The following is a 22651-nucleotide window of genomic DNA, read 5'->3' on the forward strand; positions in this document are numbered from 1 at the left end:
ACCTCGCCCTCGGCGCCATGACGGTGCAGCAGTCCTTCGCGACGCTGGGCCGCTCGACGGTGCCGTTGATCGCCGCCGCCATCGTCGTGGATCTCGCCGTCGATCCGGCGCTGGTCGGCGTCTATCTCGCCATCGGCTCGGTCGCGGGTTTCATCACCACCATGGGCTGCGGCGGCTTCATCCTGCGCTACGGCGCACTGCGCATGACCCAGGTCGGCATGCTGGGCCTGGGCCTCGGGCTCGCCGTCACCACCATGGGCTGGCTGCCGCTGTTTGCCCTCGGCGCCTTCGTGGGCGGCCTCGGCCAGGCACTCTCGACGCCGTCGAGTTCGCACCTGCTCGGCCGGCTCTCGCCCCGGAACCTCGCGCCGCTGATGTTCTCGATCAAGCAGACCGGCGTCCCGGCCGGGTTGATGCTGGCGGGCGTATTGGCGCCGGCGCTGGTCGTGGCCGGCGGCTGGCGGCTGGCACTGCTGGTCATCGCCGGCCTCTGCCTGCTCACCGTGGCGGCCCTTCAGCCGCTCCGCGCGCGCTTCGACACCGACCGCAACCCCGACCAGCCGCTGTCGCCGGCCGACATCCGCGCCAACGTCGCGTCGGTGCTGCGCGACCCGGCGCTGCGCACCCTGTGCGTGGCGATGTTCAGCTTCGTCGGCCTGCAGTCGCTCTTCACCGGCTTCTTCGTGCTCTATCTCGTGCGCGGCCTGGGCTACGACCTCGAGCGTGCCGGGCTGGTGTTCGCCATCGCCGTCGCCGTCGCGGTGCCGGCCCGCATCGGTTGGGGCTGGCTCGCCTCGCGCCTGGTGAAGCCCGCGACCCTGCTGGCGATCCTGGGCATCGCCATGGCCGGCGCCGCCGTCCTCACGGCCTTCATCGATCCCGCCTGGCCGACCTGGGCCGCCACTGCAATCGCCGTCGCCTTCAGCGTGACGGCGGTGAGCTGGCACGGCGTGCTGCTGGCGGAAGTGGCGCGGCTCTCGCCGCCGGGCCGCATCGGCGCCACGACCGGCGCGGTGCTGGCCTTCGGTGACGCGGGCTCGCTGGTCCTGCCGCTGCTGTTCAGCGCGGCGCTGTCGCTCACCGGCGGCTATGCCAGCGGCTTCCTGATCGGCGGCGCCCTGGCGCTGGCCGTCGGCGTGACGGGGCTATGGCGGCGTATGAACCGCGGTGTGTGAGGGAGGAGGGGCGACTCCATGGCGAAACGGGCGAAACGGCCGGCCAGCCGGTTGAGCGAGGAACAGCAGAGGTATATACCAAAAGGTATAGACCAACCCGGGAAACCCATGCAGACCGCCAAACTGTTCAAGAACGGCCGCAGCCAGGCGGTGCGCCTGCCGAAGGATTTCCGCTTCGAGGGCGATGAGGTCTATGTCAGGCGCGAGGGCGATTCGGTCGTGTTGAGTCCCAAGAAAATGCCCGGGGAGAATCCCTGGAAGGATTTCTTCGAGGCCCTGGACATGTTCGACCCCGCTTTTCCGATCGAACGCCATCAACCGAAGGAGCAGCAGGTTCGTAAGTCGATCGAGGAGATGTTTGCGCCGCGCCGCAGGCGGACAAAGAGGGCGACGTGAAGATCCTGCTCGATACGGACATCACGTCCTACATTTTCACCCATCGCAATGCGAATGTCCGCCGCCGGTTCCTCGACTTTGCGATCGGTGAAGTCGGAATCTCGGCGATCACGGCGGCCGAACTTGCCTTCGGGTCGGCGCTTAATCGATCCGAGCGCAACCGCGGCGCCGTCGAGCGTGCCCTGGAATCGCTTGCGATCGTGCCGTTCGACCTCGCTGCGGCAAACGCCTATGCCGAGGTCCGGACGACGTTGCAGCGGCGGGGAACGCCTATCGGACCGCTCGATACGCTGATCGCGGCGCACGCGATCTCGCTCGATGTCCCTCTGGCCACCAACAACGCCCGCGAATTTCGTCGCGTGCCCGGGCTGCGTGTCGAGAACTGGCTGAAGTAAAGTCCGGCGGCGGACAAGGACACCTGAAAGCAAACAGAGGTCGGACGTTTCATGACACAGGACAGCAGCACCTTCTGGAAGAAGTCGCGGGTCGAACTTCGCGCCGCCGGCTTCGAGCCGGACGCGACGGCCAAGACCACTGCCGTGGTCACCATCGCCAGCGCCTGGACCAACGCCCATCGCTGCAACAACCGCGTGCGCACCATCGCCGACCTGCTGATCGAAATCCTGGCCGAGCGCGGCGGGCAGGGGCTGGTCGTGGGGGCGCCAGCGGTGTCCGACGCGCTGACGCAAGGGACTCCCACGGCGGGCTATAGCCTGGTGTCGCGTGACGTCGTGGCCGACTGCTTCGAGATCGGCCACTACGCGCACCACGGCGATGCGATGATCGTGATCTCCGGCTGCGACAAGACCGGTGCCGCCGCCCTGATGCCGCTCGCCCGCACCAATGCCTTCGGGCTGGTGCTCTATCCCGGCACCAGCTCGCCCGGCCGTGTCTCCTTCGGCGCCTGGGCGGGCAAGGGCAACAACCTCACCATCATGGACTACGTCGAGGGCCGCGCCGCCAACGAGGCCGGCCGGATCTCGAACGAGGAACTCGGCGAGCTCGAACGCAACGTCATGCCGGGCAGCGGCACCTGCGGCGCCATGTTCACCGCCAACACCATGAGCACGCTGGCAGAGGCGATCGGCATGATGCTGCCCAGAGGCGCCTCGCACCCGGCCGACTATAAAGCCGGCAGCGACATCCACGCCGACGTCCGCGCCCAGGCCCGCGCCTCGGTCGACGCGCTCTATCGCCTGATGGAGATGGGCCTCAGGCCGCGCGACATCATGACGGAGCGCGCTTTCGAGAACGCCATCACCACGGTCTATGCCATGGGCGGTTCGACCAACATGTATCTCCACCTGCTCGCCATCGCGCGCGAGGCCCAGGTGCCGATCGGCATCGAGCGTATCCAGCAGATCGGCGAGCGCGTGCCGTTGATCGCCAACCTGCAGCCGCACGGGCCCTATGCCATGGTGAGCCTGCACGAGATCGGCGGCGTGCCGGTGGTGATGAAGGAGCTGCTGCGTGCCGGCCTGCTGCATGGCGACGTGATGACCGTCACCGGCAAGACGCTGGCGGAGAACCTCGACGCGGTGCCGACGCTCGACAGGCTCGGCAAGCAGGACATCGTCTTTCCGGTGGCGAAGCCCATCGCGCCGTCCAACAACCACATCAGCGTCTTGAAGGGCAATCTCGCGCCCGAGAGCTGCCTGCTGAAGCTTTCAGGCAAGACCCTGGAGAAGGGCGAGTTCCGCGGCATCGCCAAGGTCTTCGAATCCGAGGCCGACACGATGAAGGCGATCCGCGCCGGCGAGATCGTGCCCGGCACCGTCGTCGTGGTGCGCAACGTGGGGCCCGTCGGCGGGCCCGGCATGCCCGAGATGGTGATGCTCACCATCCAGCTCCAGGGACGCGGCCTCGGCGAGGATGTGGCACTGATCACCGACGGCCGCTTCTCGGGCGTGAGCCATGGCATCCTGATCGGCCACATCTCGCCCGAAGCAGCGCGCGGCGGCCCGATCGCCGCGGTGCGCGACGGCGACACCATCGTGATCGATCCCGGCAAGCGCACGCTCAACCTCGAAATCTCCGATGAGGAGCTTGCGAGGCGCATGGCCGAGTGGCGAGCGCCCGCGGCCGGCCGCGTCCGTCCGGGCTCGGTGCACGACAAGTACATCCGGCTGGTTTCGTCGGCGCATCACGGCTGCGTGGTATGACGAAGGCTCAGGCGGTGTAGAGCCGCAGGACGCCATAGGCCACGGTGCCGCCGAACATCACGGCGGCGATGATCGTCAGGACGACGAGCTGGGCACGGTTCATGGGCTCACTCCGCCGGTTTTGGCTGTTTGACGGATCGCAGCTTCTGGCTGAGGAGCACGCCGCCCAGGAGCGCGAGGCCGATCACGTCGGTCATGACATTGGGGTCGATCAGCAGCAGTGCCGCCGCCAGCAGGATCAGCCTCTCGAACCAGAGCGCCGTTCTGAGGAAGTAGCCTTCCATCGCGGCGGCCAGCGCCACCACACCGATCGAGCCGGTCACCACTGCCAGCAGGATTTCGTTCCATGTTCCCGAGAACAGCAGGGACGGATTGAAGACGAAGAAGAACGGTACGATGAAGCCGGCGGCCGCGAACTTCATCGCCTGTATGCCCGATCCCCAGAGGCTGGCCCCGCCGATCGAGGCCGCGGCATAGACCGCCAGCGCCACCGGCGGCGTCACTGCCGAGAGACAGGAGAAATAGAAAGCGAACATGTGGGCCGCCATGGGGTCGACGCCGAGTTTGATGATCGCCGGCACCAGCAGCGCCGCCTGCATGATGTAGGCCGGCGTGGTTGGCATCCCCATGCCGAGGATGATTCCGGCGACCATCGTGATCAGCAGCGCCAGCAGTAGGTAGCCGTAGGTGAAGTCGATCAGGAAGGCGGTGAAGCGCAGCGCCAGGCCGGTCTGCAGCACGATTCCGATCACGATGCCGGCGCTGGCGCAGGCCATGGCGACCGGCACAGTGTGGATCGCGCCGTCGCGCAGCGCCTCTAGGCAGGCGCGGGGACCCAGTCCCGTGGCTGGCCGCAGCCACGAGATCACCACCAATGCCGCCGTGGCGATGATCGCGCCGTAGGTCGGCGTGAAACCCATGAGCAGCAGCGCCAGCAGCACGATCACCGGCAGGAACAGGTGCGCCTGCTTGACCATGATATGGCCGAGGATCGGCAGTTCCTCGCGCGGCAGCCCCTTCAGGCCCGAGCGCACCGCGTTGAAATGGATCGCCGCGAACAGCGCACCGTAATAGAACAGCGCCGGGATCGCGGCGGCGACCATGACCTGGGTGTAGCTGGCGCCCAGGAACTCAGCCATGACGAAGGCCGCCGCGCCCATGATCGGCGGCATGATCTGGCCGCCCGTCGAGGCCACCGCCTCGATCGCCGCGGCGGCTTCCGGCTTGAAGCCGGTCTTCTTCATCATCGGTATGGTCAGCCAGCCGTCGACCATCACGTTGGCGACCGCCGAGCCGGAGATGGTGCCGAACAGGCTGGACGACACGACGGCCACCTTGCCGGGGCCGCCGCGCGCGCCGCCGGCGATGGCATTGGCGAAATTCATGAAGAACTGGCCGGCACCGGACCTTTCGAGGAAGGTTCCGAAGATGATGAACAGGATGACGTAGGTTCCGGCGACCGTCAGCGGCACCCCGAACACGCCCTCGGTCGTGAACCAGCTCTGGTCGATCGTGATCTCGGCGGTGAGACCGCGATGATAGAGGAAGCCGAACAGCCACTGCCCGGCGAGCGCGTAGACGAGGAAGACGATGGCCACGATCGGCAGCGAGGCCCCGATCGTGCGTCGCGTCGCCTCCAGCACCAGCAGCATCCCGACGATGCCCACCAGCATGTCCGTTGCCGTCAGCGGATGGGCGGTGGGGAAGCGGTTCACGATGTAGTCGTAGTTCACGAACATGTAGCCGATGCAGGCGATGGACAAGCCCGCCAGTACCAGGTCGGACCACGGCACGCGATCCGCCGGCGTGCCCTCGCGGGCCGGCCACAGCAGGAACGACAGCACGAGGCTGAAGGCCAGTGTGATGAACAGTAGCGCGTGCTGATCGGGGGCGTAGATCGTCAGCCGCGCATAGACGTGGTAGACGGACATCGCCACGGCCACCGCGCCGACGACCAGGCCTGAGTAGCCCACGAGCTTGCGCATCATGGCTACCCGCTACTTCTTCAGCAGGCCGGCTTCTTGATAGTATTTCTCGGCGCCCGGGTGATAGGGCATGCCGAAGTTCTGAGACATCTCGGCGGGTGTGATGCCCTTCATGGTCTTGACGATGTTGGCGAAGTCGTCCCGTCCCTCGATGATCGCCTTGGTGATCTTGTAGACGGTCTCCGGCGAGGTGCGCGACGAGGCCATCAAGACGGTCGGCGACTGGAAGGTGAGGACCTCCTGGACGATGCCCTGTTCCTTGTAGGTATCCGCCTTGACCGTATGGCGCACGAACCCGGCGTTGAGCTTTTTCAGTTCGGCGAACTCGGCATCACTGACCTGGATCATGCGCAACGGCATCGCCGAGCCGAGATCGAGGACGAACGAGGCGGGCACCACCGTGAACCAGCCGCTCGCCATCGCCTGCCGGTTCTTCACCGCCTCGGCATTCGACGACACGGGGCCATAGCTCTTCGGCCCCAGGTCGGCGAGCGTCATGCCGTTGACCTTGAGCAGATACTCCCACCCGGCGGCCAGGCTGGTGTTGCCGCGCGCCGGCAGCGCCACCGGCTTGCCCTTGAGATCCTTGATGCTCTTGATGTCGCTGCTGGCGGGCACCACGAGCTGCCACACATTGGGATAGAAATTGGCGACGAACAGCGCCTTGTCGGTCGGTTTGCCGGCGAATTGGCCCAGGCCGCCGCGGGCATCGGCCACGACTGTGGTCATCGACCAGCCGAGATCGGCCTTGTCGTTGCGGATCTTCTCTATGTTCACCAGGGCCGCGCCCGGCTCGACCGCGACGTTCAGGTCGGGAACCCGGGTGTTGACAACCTGCGACACGGTCGCGGCAAGCGGCGTCCAGCTGCCGCCCGTGGGGCCGGCACTGAAGATCACTTCGGTCTTCGTCTGGGCATGGGCAAGGTTCGTTGCCGCAAGCGCCAGCACTGCAGCAATAAGAACACGCTTGACGCAACTCGGACTCGCGATCGCGACCGACATTGTTGCCTCCCTGTGGTCGCACTGTCCTCGCTGCTTCAAGGCACCGGGAAGTGCGTTTCTTTTGCTTGGCGAGAAAGCTACCGGCCGAGCAGGGACACTGTCAAACGGGATGGGCCAGCCGCGTGTCCTGCTTGAACACAGACTCTCCGCCCTCTAGCCTCGCCGCCAATCGAGTGGGAGGAAGTATTCATGTCGACAATCGACGCCCAGGTTCACTGCTACGAGCGCAACCATCCTGGCCGCCCGTGGGCCGCGGTGCTTGCCGGTCCGCCAGAAGTGACGGCCGCCGACATGATCAAGGCGATGGACTCGGTCGGCGTCGACGGCGCGCTGCTGGTCTCGGTCTATACGATGTACCGCTGGGACGAGAGCTATGCCGTCGCGGTGCAGAAGGCCCATCCCGGCCGCTTCGGCGTCATCAAGCCGGTCAATGCCAACGATCCCAAGGTCGAGGACACGATCGCGGCCTGGGCGGCGATGGACGGCACGGTCGCCATCCGCATCATGTTCACGCCAGAGATTTCGACGGATGCCGCCGATCCCGGCATCAATCGTGTGCTGGCGGCGGCCGCCAAGCACGACCTGCCGGTCAACCTGATGGCCCGCGGCCGCCTCGAGCAGGTGGGCCAGCTCGCCAGGCGCAACCCAAACACCACGCTGGTGATCGATCATCTCGGCCTCGAACAGCCCATGGCGCCGCCGGCGCCCAAGGAGCCGTGGGTCGAGCTGCCCAAGCTGCTGGCGCTCGCCTCCAATCCCAACGTCGTGGTCAAGATCACCGGCGCCTGCACCCTCAGCCACGAGAAGTTCCCGTTCAAGGACATCTGGGATCCGCTCGGCCGCATCTTCGATGCCTTCACGCTCGACCGCTGCATGTGGGGCACCGACTGGACCCGCGCCGTGGCGCTGCTCACCTACAAGGAGGGCGTCGACTCCTTCCGCGTCACCGACCGCCTGTCGGACAGCGACCGCGCTGTCCTGATGGGCGGGTCCTTGCAGAAGATCTATGGTTGGTCCCCGAAGAAGGCCTAGCCAGCATCGTCCAAAGCCAGATGGAGGAAGCAATGCCGTCCGTCACCGCCAGGAAGAAGTCTCCGCAGACCGCGTCCGGCCAGAAAGTCGCCCATGCCCGCGCCAGCGAACCCAAGCTGGTCAAGGGACGGCGCGACTTCTTCAAGTATCGCGACCTTGGCGTCGCCGACGCCAGCGCCGGGGCGCTGCGCGCCCAGGTGATGAGTTCGAGCCAGGGCATGAGCCGGCCGACCGGCTGGCACTATCACGAGTGCGACGGCCAGTTCATCTACATGATCAAGGGCTGGGTCGATCTGGAGTTCGAGGACGGCAAGACGATCCGCGTGGAGGAGGGCGACTCGCTCTTCATCCCGGGCTACCTGCGCCACAACGAGATCCGCACCTCCGACGCGATGGAGATCCTGGAAGTCTCGTCCCCCGGCGTGATGGGCACCACGCCCTGCGAGCCGCCTCAAGGCATGAAGGCCTAGGTCAAGCCCGGGACCCCTTGACAGGATTTTTCCGTTCCTATATTTCATGTCAGGGGAACTGCGTCCGCCGCCCGACCGAAAAGAGCGATTTCAGTTTTGCGCGCTTCTGCCGCGCACGGCGCGGTTCCTAGAGTTGGTCGGGCCGAAGGCCGGTATGCCTCGCAATTCGCGCCAGCATCCTCGGCCCGATTTCTTCCCCGTCATGAAAGGCGAAGACGAAGTCGGGCAGTCCGGCCTTGCTCAGGATGCGGTGCGATCCCGTCTGGCGCTTGATCGACCAGCCGATGCGCAGCAATGCCGCCAGAACCCGGCGTGCCCGGGTCGACGGCCAGTTGTTCATGCAGCGGCGAGGGATATCGAAATGTCGAGGGGCTTGGCTTCGCCATGCTCGATGCGGTCGGCGATGGCGCGCAAGGCAACGATTTCGGCGCGCCCCATGGCTTCTTCGCGCGTGGAGCCGTAGGCCATCGCGCCGGGAATCTCGACGATCTCGGCGATCCAACGGCCATCTGCTTCGCGCTCGCATTCGATTGAGAGCTTCATCTTCGTTTCTCCTGGACGCACTTTAGCAGAAGTCCAAAACTCTTTCAGCGCGCAATCCGGTATCAAGAGGAGGTTCCTGAACCATGAAAATCGGCGCGGTGATGTTCTTCACGACGGACTCCATGCAGCCTGCGCCGCTCGCGCGCGCGCTGGAGGAACGGGGCTTCGAATCGCTGTGGGTGCCGGAGCACACTCACATCCCCTCGTCGCGCAAGTCGGAGTATCCGGCGGGCGGGCCGTTGATCAGGCCCTATTACGACATCATGGATCCGTTCCTGGCGCTCAACACCGCGGCCACGGTGACGACGAAGCTCAAGGTCGGCACCGGCATCGCGCTGCTGACCCAGCGCGACCCGATCGTGACGGCCAAGATGGTCTCGACCATCGACCAGCTCTCGGGCGGCCGCTTCCTGTTCGGTGTCGGCAACGGCTGGAACCAGGACGAGATCGAGAACCACGGCACCGATTTCAAGTCGCGCCACAAGCTGGCGCGCGAGCGCATCGAGGCGATGAAGACGATCTGGACCGAGGAGGAGCCCGAGTATCACGGCGAGTTCGTGAACTTCGACAAGATGAAGCAGTGGCCCAAGCCGAAACAGAAGCCGCATCCGCCGATCATCGTCGGCGGCGCGTTTCCCTATGCCGCGCGCCGCGCGATCAGATACGGCGACGGCTGGATTCCGCGCGCCGATCGCCTCGCCCAGGACGGCATCGGCGAGACCATAAAACAGTTCCGCGAACTGGCGACGAAGGAGGGGCGCGATCCCGCCACCCTGCCGATCAGCATCTTTCGTGTGCCCGAGGAGATCGACGGTTTGCGGTTCTGCCAGGAGATCGGCATCGACCGCGTCGTCTTCTCGCTGCCGGCCGAGAAGGAAGACAAGATCACGCCGATCCTCGACCGCTGGTCGGAGCTGAAGCGCCAACTGGGTAGCTGACCCTCTTTTCTCCTCCCCCGATGACGTAGGGCTATCGCATATGGCCATTCTCCTCCCCCAGTCATGCCTTCATAGGCATGACTGGGGGAGGTGGCCGAAGGCCGGAGGGGGTCAAAGACCAGCGCGCGAGCCCTCCGACCCCCCTCCGCCCTACGGGCACCTCCCCCGCGCAAGAGCGCGAGGGAGGAGAACGAGAGCCATATGCGATAGCCCTACCCGATGACGGGGAGGGTAAAACATAAAGTTGACATTTCAGCAGGTTTTAGCTTATATTTTTGATAGGCTGGCCCTTCTCGTGCCGGCCTTTTTCGTTTTCCGGCAAGACCTGCCCGCGGCCGCCCGCGGGTTCGCGCAGAAGCGCTTGGTGCAGCCGCCACGGGTCCTGACCCGTGGGTGAGACAACAAGGGACCCCGCCTTTCCGATGGCCGTCGGGCAGGCACAAAACGACGCTGCTTCAAGCGAGCGCGACGGGGCATGGAGATAGAGCGACGGCCGATGAGGGATAGGCCCTTCCACCCCGTCTTACGGGGCGGAGGGGTGGACTCCGGGCCCAACTTCGGGCCCAACACTCCCACGTTTCAGGTGGGCCCGCCGAGGCGGGTAAAATCCAGCCTTTGTTGGCTTTCCGGCGGATGGAAAGCCAAATTTCCAGGTGTCGAGTTGGGCCAACTTTGAAAAGTTGGGCCAACCGGGAGAGAGGGTGAAAGCGGCCTAGTCGGCCGCCTTCGCCACCGGCTCGAGCGCGTCCAGCACCTTGGGCGGCGACATGGGCAGGCTGTAGAAGCGGAGGCCGAGCGCGTTGTGCAGCGCGTTGGCGACGGCCGCCATCACCGGCACCAGCGGCACCTCGCCGACGCCGCGCACGCCCTGCGGATGCTTCGGATTGGGGATCTCGATCATGACGGCATCGAGCATCGGCAGGTCCGAGGTGACGGGCATGCGATAGTCGAGGAAGCCCGCGTTATCGAGGCGGCCGTTCTTGTCGTAGATGTACTCTTCGCTGAGCGCCCAACCGATGCCCTGGGCGACGCCGCCCTGCATCTGGCCCTCGACATAGTCGGGATGGATCGCGCGGCCGACGTCCTGGAACGCCGTGTAGCGCGTCACCCAGACGCGGCCGGTGTCGGGGTCGACCTCGACGTCGCAGATATGCGTGCTGAAGCCGCCCTCGGCGCCCGTGGTGTTGGTCGAGGCGCCGGCGCCGATCGGCCCACCGGTCTCGGTCGCCCGGGCGGCGAGCTGGGCCAGCGACAGCGGATCGAACTTGCCGGCATTGTCGCCGGCAGGCTTGGCCTCGCCGTTGTCCCAGGTGACGGCCTCGGGATCGATCTTCCAGATCTTGGCGGCGCGGCGCTTGAGGTCGGTGATGACCTTGGCCGCGGCATCGGTGACCACCATCGCCGAGGCGAAGGTGACGCGGCTGCCGCCGGTCAGGTTCGAGAAGCCGATGCTGCTGGTGTCGCCGATCAGCACCTGGATCTTGCTGTGCGGGATGCCGAGCAGTTCGGCGGCGATGTTGGCGGTCGAGGCGCGTGAGCCGCCGATGTCGGGATGGCCGGTCATGACCACGACCGTGCCGTCCTCGTTGACGCTCATGTTGGCGCTCGATTCGCCGCCGGCATTGAACCAGTAGCCCGAGGCCACGCCGCGGCCCTGGTTGGGTTTCAGCGGCGCCTTGTAGTGCGGATGGGCGAGCGCCTGCTTCACCGTCTCCTGGTAGCCCATGATCGGATAGACCGGACCATGCACCGCCTTGGTGCCCTGCTTGGCGGCGTTCTTGAGGCGAAGCTCGAGCGGATCCATCTTGAGCTTCTCGGCCAGCTCATCCAGCACGCACTCCACGGCATAGGCGCCGATCGGCGCGCCGGGCGCGCGGTAGGCCGCGACCTTGGAGCGGTTGGAGACGACGTCGTAGCCCAGCGTGTAGGCGTTGGGGATGTCGTAGGGCCCGAAGGCGCAGCCGGCGGCGCCGCGGATCGGCGAGCCGGGGAAGGCGCCGGCCTGCAGCCAGTAGGTGCCCTGGGCGGCCACGATGGTGCCGTCCTTCTTGGCGCCGATCTTGACCTTGCTCATCGAGCCCGAGGTCGGGCCGGACGCGCGGAACACTTCCTCGCGGCTCATCACCATCTTCACGGGCTTGCCCGACTTGCGCGCCAGCACCAGCGCCAGCGGCTCGAGGTAGATGATGGTCTTGCCGCCGAAGCCGCCGCCGATCTCGGCCGGGATGGCACGGATGTCGCTCTGCGCCACGCCGGTCAGCAGCGCGGTCATGGCGCGGACCATGAACTGGCCCTGGCTCGAACTGAAGATCGTGGCCTTGCCGTCGACGACGCTGACCAGGCAGGCGTGCGGCTCGATATAGCCCTGGTGCACGGCCTCGGTCTTGAAGCTCTTCTCGACGATCACGTCGGCTTCCTTGAAGCCGGCCTCGATGTCACCCTTCTTGTGCTCCAGCGTGCCCGCGATGTTGGAGGGCTTGCCTTCGAACTTGATGTGGTCGTGCAGGGGGGTGGCGCCCGGCTTCATCGCGTCCTCGACGTCGATGGCGTGGGGCAGCACCTCGTACTCGACCTCGATCAGCTTCAGCGCCTGGGCCGCGATGATCTCGGTGGTGGCGGCGACGGCGGCGACGGGATGGCCGTGAAACAGCGCCTTGTCGCGCGCCATCACGTTGCGGCACATCCAGCGGATATCTTGAATGCCCAGCATCACCGGACCCTTGTCGATCGGGAAATCGACGATGTCCTTGGAGGTCATGACCGCCTTCACACCCGGGAAGGCCTCGGCCTTCGAGGTGTCGATCTTCTTGATGCGGGCGTGGGCATGCGGGCTGCGCAGCACCTTGCCCCAGATCATGCCGGGCATGGTGGTGTCGGCGGCGTAAGCCGCCCGTCCCGTGACCTTGTCGGCGCCGTCGGGCCGGGGGGTGCGCTTGCCGATCCACTTGTTGTCGGGATTGTCGTTGGTCATGGCGGGTGATCCTGTCCGGGCGAGTGAATTTCACTTTACAGGGTAGGGCACGCCACGGGTCGGCGGCAAGGCGATCCGTGATATGGGCCATCGGGACAATGCAATTGATCGGACGGTACGATTCGCCTTTCGTGAGGCGTGTGGGAATCTCCCTCCATTTGTTGGGGCTGCCTTTCGAGCAGCTGCCGCTGTCGGTGTTCTCGGAGGCGACCGAGGTGCGGAAGATCGGTCCGCTGGGCAGAGTGCCTGTCCTGGTTCTGGCGGACGGAGAAGTCCTGATCGACAGTGTCGCGATCCTGGATTACCTCGACGGCATCGTCGGGCCGGCACGGCGGCTGATCCCGCCAGCGGGGGCCGCGCGGCGGCAGATCCAGCGCGCCGTCGTCACCGCAACGGGCGCGGCCGACAAGGCCATCGCCATCAGCTACGAGCGCCGACGCCCGCCGCAGGCGCAATCGAGCGACTGGATCGACCGCTGCCGGGGCCAGATCGAAGCCGCGCTCAAGGAACTGGAAACGGGCTGGCCGTCGACAGCCCGACTCACACAGGCCGAGATCACTACCGCCGTGGTGCTGGCCTATGTCCGACGGGTGGAGCCGGCGATGATTGCCACGGGGACTTATCCCTGGCTCGAGCGGATGGTGGCCGATTGCGAGCGCCACCCGGCATTCCTCGCCTGTCCGCTGCCGGCCTTGTAGAGGTCCAGGACTCTAGGGAGTCGCGAGAGCCAGCAGATAGGCCTCCGCGCCGGCACGGTCCGACGCTGAGCCGGCGAAGCCGACATAGCCGTCGGGGCGGACGAGGAGCAGGTTCTGGCTGTCGAGCTTGTCGGTGGTGGGCGCTGCCTGGACCAGCCGCGGAAATTTCGCCGCGAGGCCTGCCACGGCATCGGCGGGGCCAATGGCGGTGAAACGCGCCTGGCTGGTGTCCGGAGGAAGGCGATCGGGCCAGCGTTTGCCGGCCTTCGTTTCCTTCGAATGATGCGCGCCCTTCACCGTCAGGGGACTGTCGGGATAGCCGATGTCGAGTTCGGCCAGCGTATTGGCCGCGGCATGGCCGAGCTGCGGAAAGCCGAATGCAAATTTCACCACGGCATTGCGCAGGCCCTGCGCGATCGGATTGCGCACGATGGCGACCTCCGTCATGTGGCCGGCATTGCTCAGGACCTGGTCGCCAACAGCGCTGCGCTCGACGGAATAGCTGTCGAGCAGCGACGGCTTGGCCACACCGCCGATGACGAGGCTGAGCTTCCAGGCGAGGTTGAAGGCGTCCTGCATGCCGGTGTTCATGCCCTGGCCACCGGCCGGACTGTGAATATGGGCGGCATCGCCGGCCAGGAAGGCGCGGCCTCGGCTGTACTGCGAGACCTTGCGCTCGTTTATGCGGAACGCGGCGAGCCAGTAGGCGTCCTTGATGACGAGGCCGCCGGATCCACGTTTAGTCAGGAGCGACTGTATCTCCTCCAGCGTCGGGTCGGCGTGATGCGCATTGTCCGGCGCCGGGCCGAGGTCGGCCACGACCCGCCACCGTCCCTCCGAAATCGGGAAGAAGGCCAGGATGCCTTCCTTGTGCCAGAAGATATGCAGCCGGTCCTGCGGGTCGAGCCCCGTGATATGGCCGTCGGCCAGATACCAGTCGCTTGGCTGCGTCGTGCCGTCGAAGGTGAAGCCCAACCCATGGCGCACCGCGGAATGGGCGCCATCGCAGCCGATCAGCCAGTCTGTCGTGAGCGTCTCACTTTCGCCGGTCGTCTTGCGCAGCACGGACTGAACCTGCGCACCCTGGTCGACAAAGCTTTCCAGCGCAACGTTGCGCTCGACCGTGACGCCGTGCTTGGCGAGGCGCTCCTCCAGCACACGCTCGGTGTCGCTCTGGGGGATCATCAGTGCGTAGGGGTAGACGCTGTCGATGCCGTCGAGGCTGATCCGCGCGATGACTTCCTTGCCCGTGGAGATGATCGCACCATGTGCCGGCATCCCGGCGGGGAGAAATCCATTTACGTATCCGGCGTGGTCGAACAGCTCGAGGGTCCGGCTCCACAGCACCAGCGCCTTCGACTTGTCGGTCCGCGCGGCGGCCTTGTCGACGATGCGGACCGAGATGCCGTAGCGCACCAGCTCATTGGCCAGCGTCAGTCCGACAGGGCCGGCTCCGGCAATGAGAACCTTTATATTCTGCGCCACTGTCTGCCCTCCGATGGTCTGGGTCGGGAAAATTATTGCGGGTCATGTCTCTCGAGCCCGCGCTATAGCGCCTTCAGTGCCGCCTGCACCTCGTCGACGTGGCCGGCGACCTTGACCTTGTGCCAGATTTTTCGGACCACGCCGTCCTTGTCGATCAGGAAGGTGGCTCGGTCGATGCCCATGTATTTGCGGCCGTAGAGGCTCTTCTCGATCCAGGTGCCGTACTTCTCGCAGATCTTGCCGTCCTCGTCGGACACCAGCGGGAAGTTGAGCTCGTACTTGGCCTTGAACTTGTCGTGGCGTGCGACGCTGTCTTTGGAGACGCCGATCACCTGGGCCTTCAGCTTCTTGAAGTCCGGAGCGGCGTCGCGGAAGCCGCAGGCCTCGGTGGTGCAGCCCGGCGTGTCGTCCTTGGGATAGAAGTAAAGCACTACCGGCTTGCCGCGCAGGTCGGAGAGCTTGAGTTTCTTGCCGCCGTCGGTGGCGGCGGTGAAATCGGGGGCCTTCTTTCCTTCGACGACGCTCATCGTTCGCTTCCTTTGCCTTCTCTGCGCGGGGTCCATCCGGCGGCGCGCGCCGGCGCCTCGACAATGCGCTCATATATAGCACGCACGGCCTCGGCCTCGGCCGCAATACGCGCCTGGAGCGCCGGAAGATCGCTCGCCCCTTCGGTGGCGGCAATCAGGCGCTGCTGACCCTCCGGCGCCTTGGTCTCGTCGAAGGCGGCCTCGTCGCCGTTCAAGGTGAGCCGGAGCAGGCTCTGGACGTCGGAGAGCAGCGTGCGTGTGGCGCGCAGGCGCTCGACATCGCCGCGCTCGATCATGCCGGCGTCGGCCATCCGGCGCAGCATCTCGGCGGGATGGGGGGCGAGAACGTCCGGCCGCGCCCCGGCGTGACGCAGCGCCAGGTATTGCGCCACGAAGTCGATGTCGAACAGGCCACCGGGCAGGTGCTTGAAATCCCATGCGCTCTTGGCCGGGGCATGCTGGGCGATACGATCGCGCATGTCGGCGACGTCGCGCACCAGTGCCTCGGCGTCGCGCGGCCGGCAGAGCGTGGTCTTCACGATATCGGCGAGCCGGTCGACCAAACCTGGAGGACCGTGGATAACGCGGGCGCGGGTGAGCGCCATATGCTCCCAGGTCCAGGCCGATTGCGCGTGATAGGTCTCGAAACCTTCCAGCGAGTTGGCGAGCGGGCCGGCGCGGCCCGACGGGCGCAGCCGCATGTCGACCTCGTAGAGCGCGCCTTCGTTGGTGTGCGCGGTGAGTGCCGTCACGATCTTCTGGCTGAGGCGCGTGTAGTACTGGATCGGCGAGAGGGGCTGTGGACCATCGGAGGCCTCGAGGCCCGAGGGGATGTCGTAGACGAAAATCAGGTCGAGGTCGGATGTCGCCGACATTTCCCGGCTGCCGAGCTTGCCCAGCCCCAGCACGGCCAGGCGCTGACCGCGAAAGCCGCCGTGCGTGTCGGCGAAGCGCTGCTCGACCCTGTCGCACAAGGCGGAGATGGTAGCGGCGGCGACGTCGGAATAGGCGAGGCCCGCCTGCGCCGGCCGTACGATGTGCTTCAGTTGCTGGACGCCGATCTGGAAACGTCGGTCGTTGGCCCAGCGGCGCGCCAGATCGAGAATGTCCTGCTCGTGGTCGACCTTGGCCAGTACCGCGGCGAGATCGGCCGTCATTTCCGGCGCCGAGGGGAGGGGACGGTAAAAATCGGGCGACAGAACCGAATCGAGGAGGAGGGTACGGCGCGCGAGATGGGCCGCGAGGCCCGGTGCGCTGCCCATGATGGTGGCGAGGAGCTCGAGAAGAGCCGGATTGGCCTTGAAAAGCGAGAAGAGCTGCACGCCCGCCGGCAGGTTGGCGAGGAAGAGATCGAAGTTGAGCAGGGCCTGGTCGGGCGCGGCGGTCGTGCCCAGCTCTTTCAGAAGACCCGGCATCAACTCGGTCAGGAGCTCGCGTGCCCGTGCGGTTGCGGTGGCGCGGTAGCGGCCGTGGTGCCAGCGGCGCACGATGCCTGCCGCCGCCGACGGATCGCGGAAGCTCATGTCGCGAAGCGACTCGAGCGTGCCCGGGTCGTCGTCGGTGCCGGTGAAGACGAGGTTGCCGCCGGGACCGGCGAGGCTCGGCGCCTCCTCGAAGAGTTTGGCATAGTGGCCTTCGACGCAGCGCAGCCGGTCGAGCAGGGCCTGCTGGAATGCCGCCGAATCGGGATAGCCGAGAAAGGTGGCAATCGCTGCCACACCGGCTTCGTCGGCCGGCAGGCTGTGGGTCTGCCGGTCGTCCACCATTTGCAGGCGATGCTCGACCCGGCGCAGGAACTCGTAAGCTTCGATCAACTCCCCGGCGGCGGCAGGGGTGACGTGGCCGGTCGCCGACAGTGCCCGTATGGTTTCGCAGGTGCCACGCAGCCGGAGCGACGGATCGCGGCCGCCGAAGATGAGCTGCTGGGTCTGGGCGAAGAATTCGATCTCGCGAATCCCGCCGCGCCCCAATTTGACGTTGTGGCCGAAGACCTTGACCGTGCCGCCGCCACGATGAGCGTCGATCTGGCGCTTGATCGAGTGGATGTCGTGGATCGCGGCGAAGTCGAGATGCTTGCGCCAGATATAAGGACGCATGTCGGCGAGGAAGGCAGCGCCCACGGCCCGGTTGCCCGCCACCGGATGGGCCTTGATCATTGCCGCTCGTTCCCAGTTCTGCCCAACGCTCTCATAGTAGAGTTCGGCTGCCTGGACCGACATGACAAGTGGCGTCGAGCCCGGATCGGGGCGCAGCCTGAGATCGGTGCGGAAGATATAGCCGTCCGCCGAGGTCTCCGACATCAGTTGCACCAGCAGCCGGGCGCACCGGACGAAATGGCGTCCCATCTGGTCGTTGCCAGTGATCGCGGGTGCGTCACGGTCGTAGAGCAGGATGAGGTCGATGTCGCTCGAGTAGTTGAGTTCGCCGGCGCCCAGCTTGCCCATGCCGAGCACGGTGAAGGCGGCGGCTTCGGGGTCGCTGCCGAGATCAATGCGTGCGTCGCGCGCAAGCTGGAGCAGGATCGAGTCGGTGAGGGCGTCGAGACAACCCGACGCAAAGTCGCTGAGCGCCCCGGTGATCTTCTCGAGCGCCCACACCTCGGCGATATCGGCCACGGCAACGGCCAGCGCCACACGGCGCTTGAGGCGACGCAATGTGGTCGCAATGGCTTCGGGAAGCGCGCCGTCGCGCGCTGCGGCCCGCGCGGCGCGAAGTTTGCCGGCGAGTTCGGCCAGGATGGTCTCTGGTCCCTGCCGCCACAGATCGGTCACAAAAACCGGGTTCTGTAGGGCTGTTTCCGTCAGGTATGGGCTGTTGCCGAACAGCGCATCCAGCAGCGCGACCTCTGCGGGATCGCTGGGCCGCTGGGCCTTTTCGGTCCACCGGGTCCACGCCACGGCCTGCCGCTCTAGGTCATGCGGATGCGGCAGGCGAGCAGTCGAAAGCCAAGACATATGTTGCGGCGGTCGGGTAAGTTGTCGGTGTCCCCTGGCACGCTTGCCTGCGGGTGCTGCCGTCGTCAAGAAGCTGGAAGTATCGATCGTTGGTCAAGAGAGCCTATCGCGTCGCTCTGCGTGTCACCGCCGGTTTCGTCATCGGCGTGGGGGTGCTTGTTGCCGTCGCGGCACTTCGCCTGATGGCGGGTCCGATCGATCTCGACTTTCTCAAGACGCGGATCACGGAACATTTCGACGTGCCCGATGCCAAGGTCAAGATCCACGCCGACCGCATCTATGTCGAATGGAGCGCATTGAGCCAACCGGTTCGTCTCGTACTGAGCGGACTCAAGGTCAGCAATACCGCAGGCGAGGCGATCGCCACGGCACCCAGCGTGGCGCTCTCGTTCGAACCGCGCAGCGTCATCCGCGGCAGGTTCCTGCCTACGTCGATCGTCGTCGACCGGCCTACGCTCGACGCCGATCTTGCGCGTGAAGGCGGCATGTTGCGCCGCGTCCTTGCCAATCCGGAAACCCATTCCCAGGGAGAGATCGTCGACCTGCTGGTCGATCAATTGCTCGCCGAGCCCAACCAGACCTCGCTGCTTGGCCAGCTCGACACGGTGCTGGTCCAGCGCGCCCGAGTCTCGCTGCGTGACGTGGCGAGCGGGGTGGCGTGGACGGCGCCAGCCGCGACGGCCCGCCTCACGCGCGATACCAGCGGCGTCGTCATCGTCGCCAGCGCCCAATTCAGCAGCGGTGGCGAGCCGATTGACGTTTCGCTCTCGGGTTTCTATGCCCGCGATCGCAGCCGGATTTTCGTCGAGGCCAATATCGACGGATTGAAGCCGCTGATGTTCGCCGACCTGTCGCCCGATGTTGCCTTGCTGCGCGGCATCGACATCGCGTTGGCAGGTCGGTTGCGGGTCGAAGCGAGTGGCGGCGGTGAAATCCGGAGCGTCGAAATCGACATCAGTGGCGGTAATGGCAAAGTCACGCTTCCGGGCGTACTGCCTGCGCCGCACCCGGTGCGCGCGGTCAACGCCCGGGTGCTGGTGGACGCCGCGACCCATACCGCCAGGATCGAAAAGATCGAACTCGATATCGGCGCTGCCGTGGTGTCGATCGCCGGCGTCGGCATCAAGAAGCCGGAAGGCCAGACACTTACCGGTCGCGTCGACGTTCGGAAGATCCCCGTCAGCCGGCTGGGAGACTACTGGCCGCTCGAATTCGCGCCTGGCGGCCGGCAGTGGGCGCTGGCCAATCTGAGCAACGGCGAGATCGATGTTGCGGCGGAGTTCGCGTTGAGCGCACCGGGCAACGAGATTTCCGAACTCAAGGTCGATCGTCTGGTCGGACTGATGGACTACCGCGGCATGACGCTTCGCTACATGCCGCACATGCCTGAATTGCAGGGCGTGTCGGGCAAGGCCCGCTTCGAAGGCGGGACACTGCATTTCGACGTGGCGGGCGGCAACGCCGTGGGTTTGCGCGTAACCGGTGGGACCATCGATCTGACCGATCTCGATCATCCGATGTCTCACGCCAAAATGCAGCTTCTCGTCGCTGGACCGGCACCCCGCGTCGCCCAGTTCCTGGCGCGACGGCAACTCGGGCTGCCCAAAGACGTGGTCTATGATTACCGGCGGGTCGGAGGGGACGTGGCTGCCGATATCAGCCTTGCCTTCCCCCTTGTCGAATCGCTCGCGGTCGCGGATATCGACGTCAAGGTCGACGCCGAGTTGCGGGGCTTCTCGCTGAGGGGCGCGTTGGGTGACGTCGATCTCAGCGATGCCGTCGCCCGCGTGAAATACGGCAATTCGGAGCTGAGCGTCTCGGGGACCGGCAAACTCGACGGAAATGCCGTCGAGATCGGATGGCGCGAACTATATGCCGCCAAGGCGCCGTTTCGCCGCCGCTACGAACTGAAGGGCACGATGCCTGCCGCCCTCGTGGCCAAGGCGGGATTTCCCTCGCCGGAACCCTACGTGACGGGACCGGTCGGCATCGCGCTGCAGTATCAGGTGGCGCCGAACGGCACCGGCGAGGTGACCGGCCGCTTCGACCTCAAGGCGGCCAAGCTCGGGCTTCAGCCGCTGGCCTGGACGAAGGATAGCGGCACCGACGCCCAGTTCACGATGGCACTGAAGCTCGCGGCCGGCGGCAAACTCACGACTGCCGACTTCGAGGGCCGTGGCAATGGCCTGCAGGCCAAGGGGCAGATGCGGTTTTCCGGCGACAATGCCGTGCAGCAGGTCACCTTGCAGCAGGTCAAGATCGGCCAGACAGACATCGCGGTGGACTGGAAGCGTGGTCCAAACGGCGTCGAAGTCAGCCTCAAGGGCAAGGCGCTGGAATTGCAACGCGTGCGCGACATGCTGAAGGCACGAGCGGAGATCGCCGCGAAGGAGCCCAAGGGGGCGGCTGCAGTGTCGCGGACCAGCACGAAGGCAGTGGTGCAATTGGAGCAGATACTGGTGAAGCGTGGCACGCTCGGCTACCTCAACGGCCGCCTGGAGCTGGTGGGCGAGCGCGTCGCCTCCGCCGATATGACGCTGGGCGGCGGCAAGGGATCGACGCTCCGCATCACCCCGGCAGGCAAGAATCGCCATCTGTTCTTCTATGTCGCCGATTTCGGGCAGTTGCTGAAGGATGCGGGCTGGATCGATGGACTGGTCGGCGGGTACCTCCACATCGAGGGCCAGTTCAACGACCTTTGGGCCGATCCTCCATTCGATGGAACGCTAAAAATGGGGCCGTACCGCCTTCAAGTCGTCAACCAGCGCACCGACATCGGCACGTTGAATGCCGCGATCGAAGGCCTGGGGCGTGCCGGTGATGCCACGCAGCAGTTCGACAACCTGGAAGCCAAGATCACCAAGGCCGCCGATCGCATCGACGTCAGGAATGGTCGGACCAGTGGCCGCTCGATCGGGCTCACGACCCAGGGCTGGCTCGATCTTGGCCACGAGACGGCGCAGTTGCGTGGCGTCGTGGTGCCAGCCTTCGCGCTCAACAATCTTCTGTCGAACGTGCCCCTGCTCGGGCCCCTGCTCACCGGCGGGAAGGACGGCGGCCTGTTCGCGATCTCCTATAGCCTCGAAGGGCCGTTCGATGATCTCAAGAGCAACGTCAGCATGATGTCGGCGGTGACACCGGGCGTGTTGCGCGAGATCTTCAACGCGCCGCCCGATAGCAACACGCCGGCGGCGCCGACCTCAGAAATGAACCGCGCGCCCTAAACGGCGCGCACCAGCACGTGGCGCTTGCGGCCGGCCGACAGCTTCAGTGTGCCCGAGCCGTCGAGATCGCTCTCTCCGACCAATGCCGTATCGCCCGCGATAGGCTTGTCGTTCAGGCGCCCGCCGCCACCCTTGATCAGCTTGCGCGCCTCGGTGCGGCTCTCGACCAGCCCTGCCTCGTGCAGCAGTTCGAAGGCTGCGATGCCGGCGACGAGGCGTGCGCGCGACACGTCGACCGTCGGCAGGGAGTCCGCCTTGGTGCCCTCTTCGAAAGTGCGCCGTGCCGTCTCCGCCGCGAGCTCGGCTGCCGCCTGGCCATGGGCGAGACGGGTTACCTCGGTTGCCAGAATTTTCTTCGCCTCGTTGACTTCCTGGCCCTTCAGCGCATCGAGCCGCGCGATCTCGTCGAGTGGAAAGTCTGTGAACAGCTTGAGGAAGCGACCGACATCGGCATCCTCGGTGTTGCGCCAGTATTGCCAGAAATCGTAGGGGCTGAGCCGTGCCGGATTGAGCCACACCGCGCCTGCGGCGGTCTTGCCCATCTTCGCGCCCGACGCCGTCGCGAGCAGAGGCGAGGTGAGAGCGAAAAGCTCGGCGCCAGCCATGCGACGGCCGAGATCAGCGCCCATCACGATGTTGCCCCACTGGTCGGAGCCACCCATCTGCACGATACAGTTGTGCCGTTTGTACAGTTCCACGAAATCGTAGGACTGCAGGATCATGTAGTTGAATTCGAGGAAGCTGAGCGGCTGATCGCGCTCCAGACGCAGCTTCACGGAGTCCATGGTCAGCATGCGGTTGACCGAGAAATGTCGGCCGACGTCGCGCAGCAGCGGGATGTAGAGGAGAGAATCAAGCCAGTCGGCGTTGTTGGCCATCACCGCGTCGGTCGGACCGTTGCCGAACGTGAGGTAATTGGCAAAGCTTGCCTTGATGCTGGCCATGTTGACGTCGATCTGTTCGGTCGTGAGGAGCTGGCGCGTCTCGTCGCGGCCCGAAGGGTCCCCGACCTTGGTCGTGCCGGCGCCCATCAGGGCGATCGGCTTGTGGCCGGTCTTCTGCCACCAGCGCAGCAGCATGATCTGCAGA

Annotated in this window: 18 protein-coding genes; 9 read left to right on the top strand and 9 right to left on the bottom strand. The window is 65.8% G+C overall.

The window, feature by feature from the left end:
• The 4 genes from EPO55_RS12055 to EPO55_RS12070 all read left to right on the top strand — a co-directional run.
• On the top strand, nucleotides 1-1175 hold a 1175-nt coding region (locus EPO55_RS12055; RefSeq protein WP_296337066.1), incomplete at its 5' end, for an MFS transporter.
• 108 nt (nucleotides 1176-1283) lie between these two features.
• Nucleotides 1284-1571 carry a type II toxin-antitoxin system VapB family antitoxin gene (gene vapB, locus EPO55_RS12060; RefSeq protein WP_296337086.1) on the top strand — a complete coding sequence of 96 codons (288 nt, stop codon included), beginning with the start codon at nucleotides 1284-1286 and terminating at the stop codon, nucleotides 1569-1571.
• Nucleotides 1568-1966: a PIN domain-containing protein gene (locus EPO55_RS12065; protein WP_296337067.1), complete on the top strand. Its 399-nt coding sequence runs from the start codon at nucleotides 1568-1570 to the stop codon at nucleotides 1964-1966. Before vapB ends, EPO55_RS12065 begins: the two co-directional genes overlap by 4 nt.
• 51 nt (nucleotides 1967-2017) lie before the next feature.
• Complete coding sequence (locus tag EPO55_RS12070; protein ID WP_296337068.1) at nucleotides 2018-3733, top strand: dihydroxy-acid dehydratase; 1716 nt, start codon at nucleotides 2018-2020, stop codon at nucleotides 3731-3733.
• A 107-nt stretch (nucleotides 3734-3840) separates the two neighbouring features.
• On the opposite strand, the gene EPO55_RS12075 is transcribed toward EPO55_RS12070, so the two are convergent.
• The gene (locus tag EPO55_RS12075; protein ID WP_296337069.1) at nucleotides 3841-5721 is read right to left on the bottom strand and encodes a TRAP transporter permease; all 1881 of its coding nucleotides are present in this window, start codon (nucleotides 5719-5721) and stop codon (nucleotides 3841-3843) included.
• 9 nt (nucleotides 5722-5730) lie between these two features.
• The gene (locus EPO55_RS12080; RefSeq protein ID WP_296337070.1) at nucleotides 5731-6720 is read right to left on the bottom strand and encodes a TAXI family TRAP transporter solute-binding subunit; all 990 of its coding nucleotides are present in this window, start codon (nucleotides 6718-6720) and stop codon (nucleotides 5731-5733) included.
• 189 nt (nucleotides 6721-6909) lie between these two features.
• Here EPO55_RS12080 and EPO55_RS12085 point away from each other — a divergent pair, with 189 nt between their 5' ends.
• A complete protein-coding gene (locus EPO55_RS12085; RefSeq protein ID WP_296337071.1) occupies nucleotides 6910-7752 on the top strand; it encodes an amidohydrolase family protein in 843 nt (280 codons plus the stop codon).
• A gap of 32 nt (nucleotides 7753-7784) precedes the next feature.
• Nucleotides 7785-8222 carry a cupin domain-containing protein gene (locus EPO55_RS12090; RefSeq protein ID WP_296337072.1) on the top strand — a complete coding sequence of 146 codons (438 nt, stop codon included), beginning with the start codon at nucleotides 7785-7787 and terminating at the stop codon, nucleotides 8220-8222.
• 127 nt (nucleotides 8223-8349) lie between these two features.
• Here EPO55_RS12090 and EPO55_RS12095 read toward each other — a convergent pair whose 3' ends face one another.
• Both EPO55_RS12095 and EPO55_RS12100 read right to left on the bottom strand, forming a co-directional pair.
• Nucleotides 8350-8562 (bottom strand): type II toxin-antitoxin system HicA family toxin, encoded by a 213-nt coding sequence (locus tag EPO55_RS12095; protein WP_296337074.1) that lies wholly within the window; start codon nucleotides 8560-8562, stop codon nucleotides 8350-8352.
• Complete coding sequence (locus EPO55_RS12100; protein ID WP_296337075.1) at nucleotides 8559-8765, bottom strand: type II toxin-antitoxin system HicB family antitoxin; 207 nt, start codon at nucleotides 8763-8765, stop codon at nucleotides 8559-8561. Before EPO55_RS12100 ends, EPO55_RS12095 begins: the two co-directional genes overlap by 4 nt.
• 83 nt (nucleotides 8766-8848) lie before the next feature.
• Here EPO55_RS12100 and EPO55_RS12105 point away from each other — a divergent pair, with 83 nt between their 5' ends.
• The gene (locus EPO55_RS12105; protein WP_296337076.1) at nucleotides 8849-9703 is read left to right on the top strand and encodes an LLM class F420-dependent oxidoreductase; all 855 of its coding nucleotides are present in this window, start codon (nucleotides 8849-8851) and stop codon (nucleotides 9701-9703) included.
• Between the two features lie 712 nt (nucleotides 9704-10415).
• On the opposite strand, the gene EPO55_RS12110 is transcribed toward EPO55_RS12105, so the two are convergent.
• The gene (locus tag EPO55_RS12110; protein ID WP_296337077.1) at nucleotides 10416-12674 is read right to left on the bottom strand and encodes a xanthine dehydrogenase family protein molybdopterin-binding subunit; all 2259 of its coding nucleotides are present in this window, start codon (nucleotides 12672-12674) and stop codon (nucleotides 10416-10418) included.
• A gap of 98 nt (nucleotides 12675-12772) precedes the next feature.
• Here EPO55_RS12110 and EPO55_RS12115 point away from each other — a divergent pair, with 98 nt between their 5' ends.
• Nucleotides 12773-13372, top strand: coding sequence for a glutathione S-transferase N-terminal domain-containing protein (locus EPO55_RS12115; protein ID WP_296337078.1), 600 nt, complete (start codon nucleotides 12773-12775; stop codon nucleotides 13370-13372).
• 12 nt (nucleotides 13373-13384) lie between these two features.
• Here the strand turns inward: EPO55_RS12115 and EPO55_RS12120 are convergent, their stop codons facing one another.
• From EPO55_RS12120 to EPO55_RS12130, 3 genes are all read right to left on the bottom strand, one after another.
• Entirely contained in the window at nucleotides 13385-14857 is a 1473-nt protein-coding gene (locus tag EPO55_RS12120) for an FAD-dependent monooxygenase (RefSeq protein WP_296337079.1), read from the bottom strand.
• Nucleotides 14858-14919: 62 nt separating this feature from the next.
• On the bottom strand, nucleotides 14920-15384 hold the full coding sequence (gene bcp / locus EPO55_RS12125; protein ID WP_296337080.1) for a thioredoxin-dependent thiol peroxidase: 465 nt from the start codon (nucleotides 15382-15384) through the stop codon (nucleotides 14920-14922).
• Nucleotides 15381-18281 carry a bifunctional [glutamine synthetase] adenylyltransferase/[glutamine synthetase]-adenylyl-L-tyrosine phosphorylase gene (locus tag EPO55_RS12130; protein WP_296337081.1) on the bottom strand — a complete coding sequence of 967 codons (2901 nt, stop codon included), beginning with the start codon at nucleotides 18279-18281 and terminating at the stop codon, nucleotides 15381-15383. Before EPO55_RS12130 ends, bcp begins: the two co-directional genes overlap by 4 nt.
• Nucleotides 18282-18427: 146 nt before the next feature.
• Here EPO55_RS12130 and EPO55_RS12135 point away from each other — a divergent pair, with 146 nt between their 5' ends.
• Nucleotides 18428-21562 (top strand): DUF3971 domain-containing protein, encoded by a 3135-nt coding sequence (locus tag EPO55_RS12135; RefSeq protein WP_296337084.1) that lies wholly within the window; start codon nucleotides 18428-18430, stop codon nucleotides 21560-21562.
• Here EPO55_RS12135 and tyrS read toward each other — a convergent pair.
• Nucleotides 21559-22651, bottom strand: a 1093-nt coding sequence (gene tyrS / locus EPO55_RS12140) for a tyrosine--tRNA ligase (RefSeq protein ID WP_296337085.1), incomplete at its 5' end; no start/stop codon positions are given. The genes EPO55_RS12135 and tyrS overlap by 4 nt on opposite strands.

Origin of the sequence: Reyranella sp., from assembly GCF_004296935.1 — a bacterium.
GTDB lineage: Bacteria > Pseudomonadota > Alphaproteobacteria > Reyranellales > Reyranellaceae > Reyranella.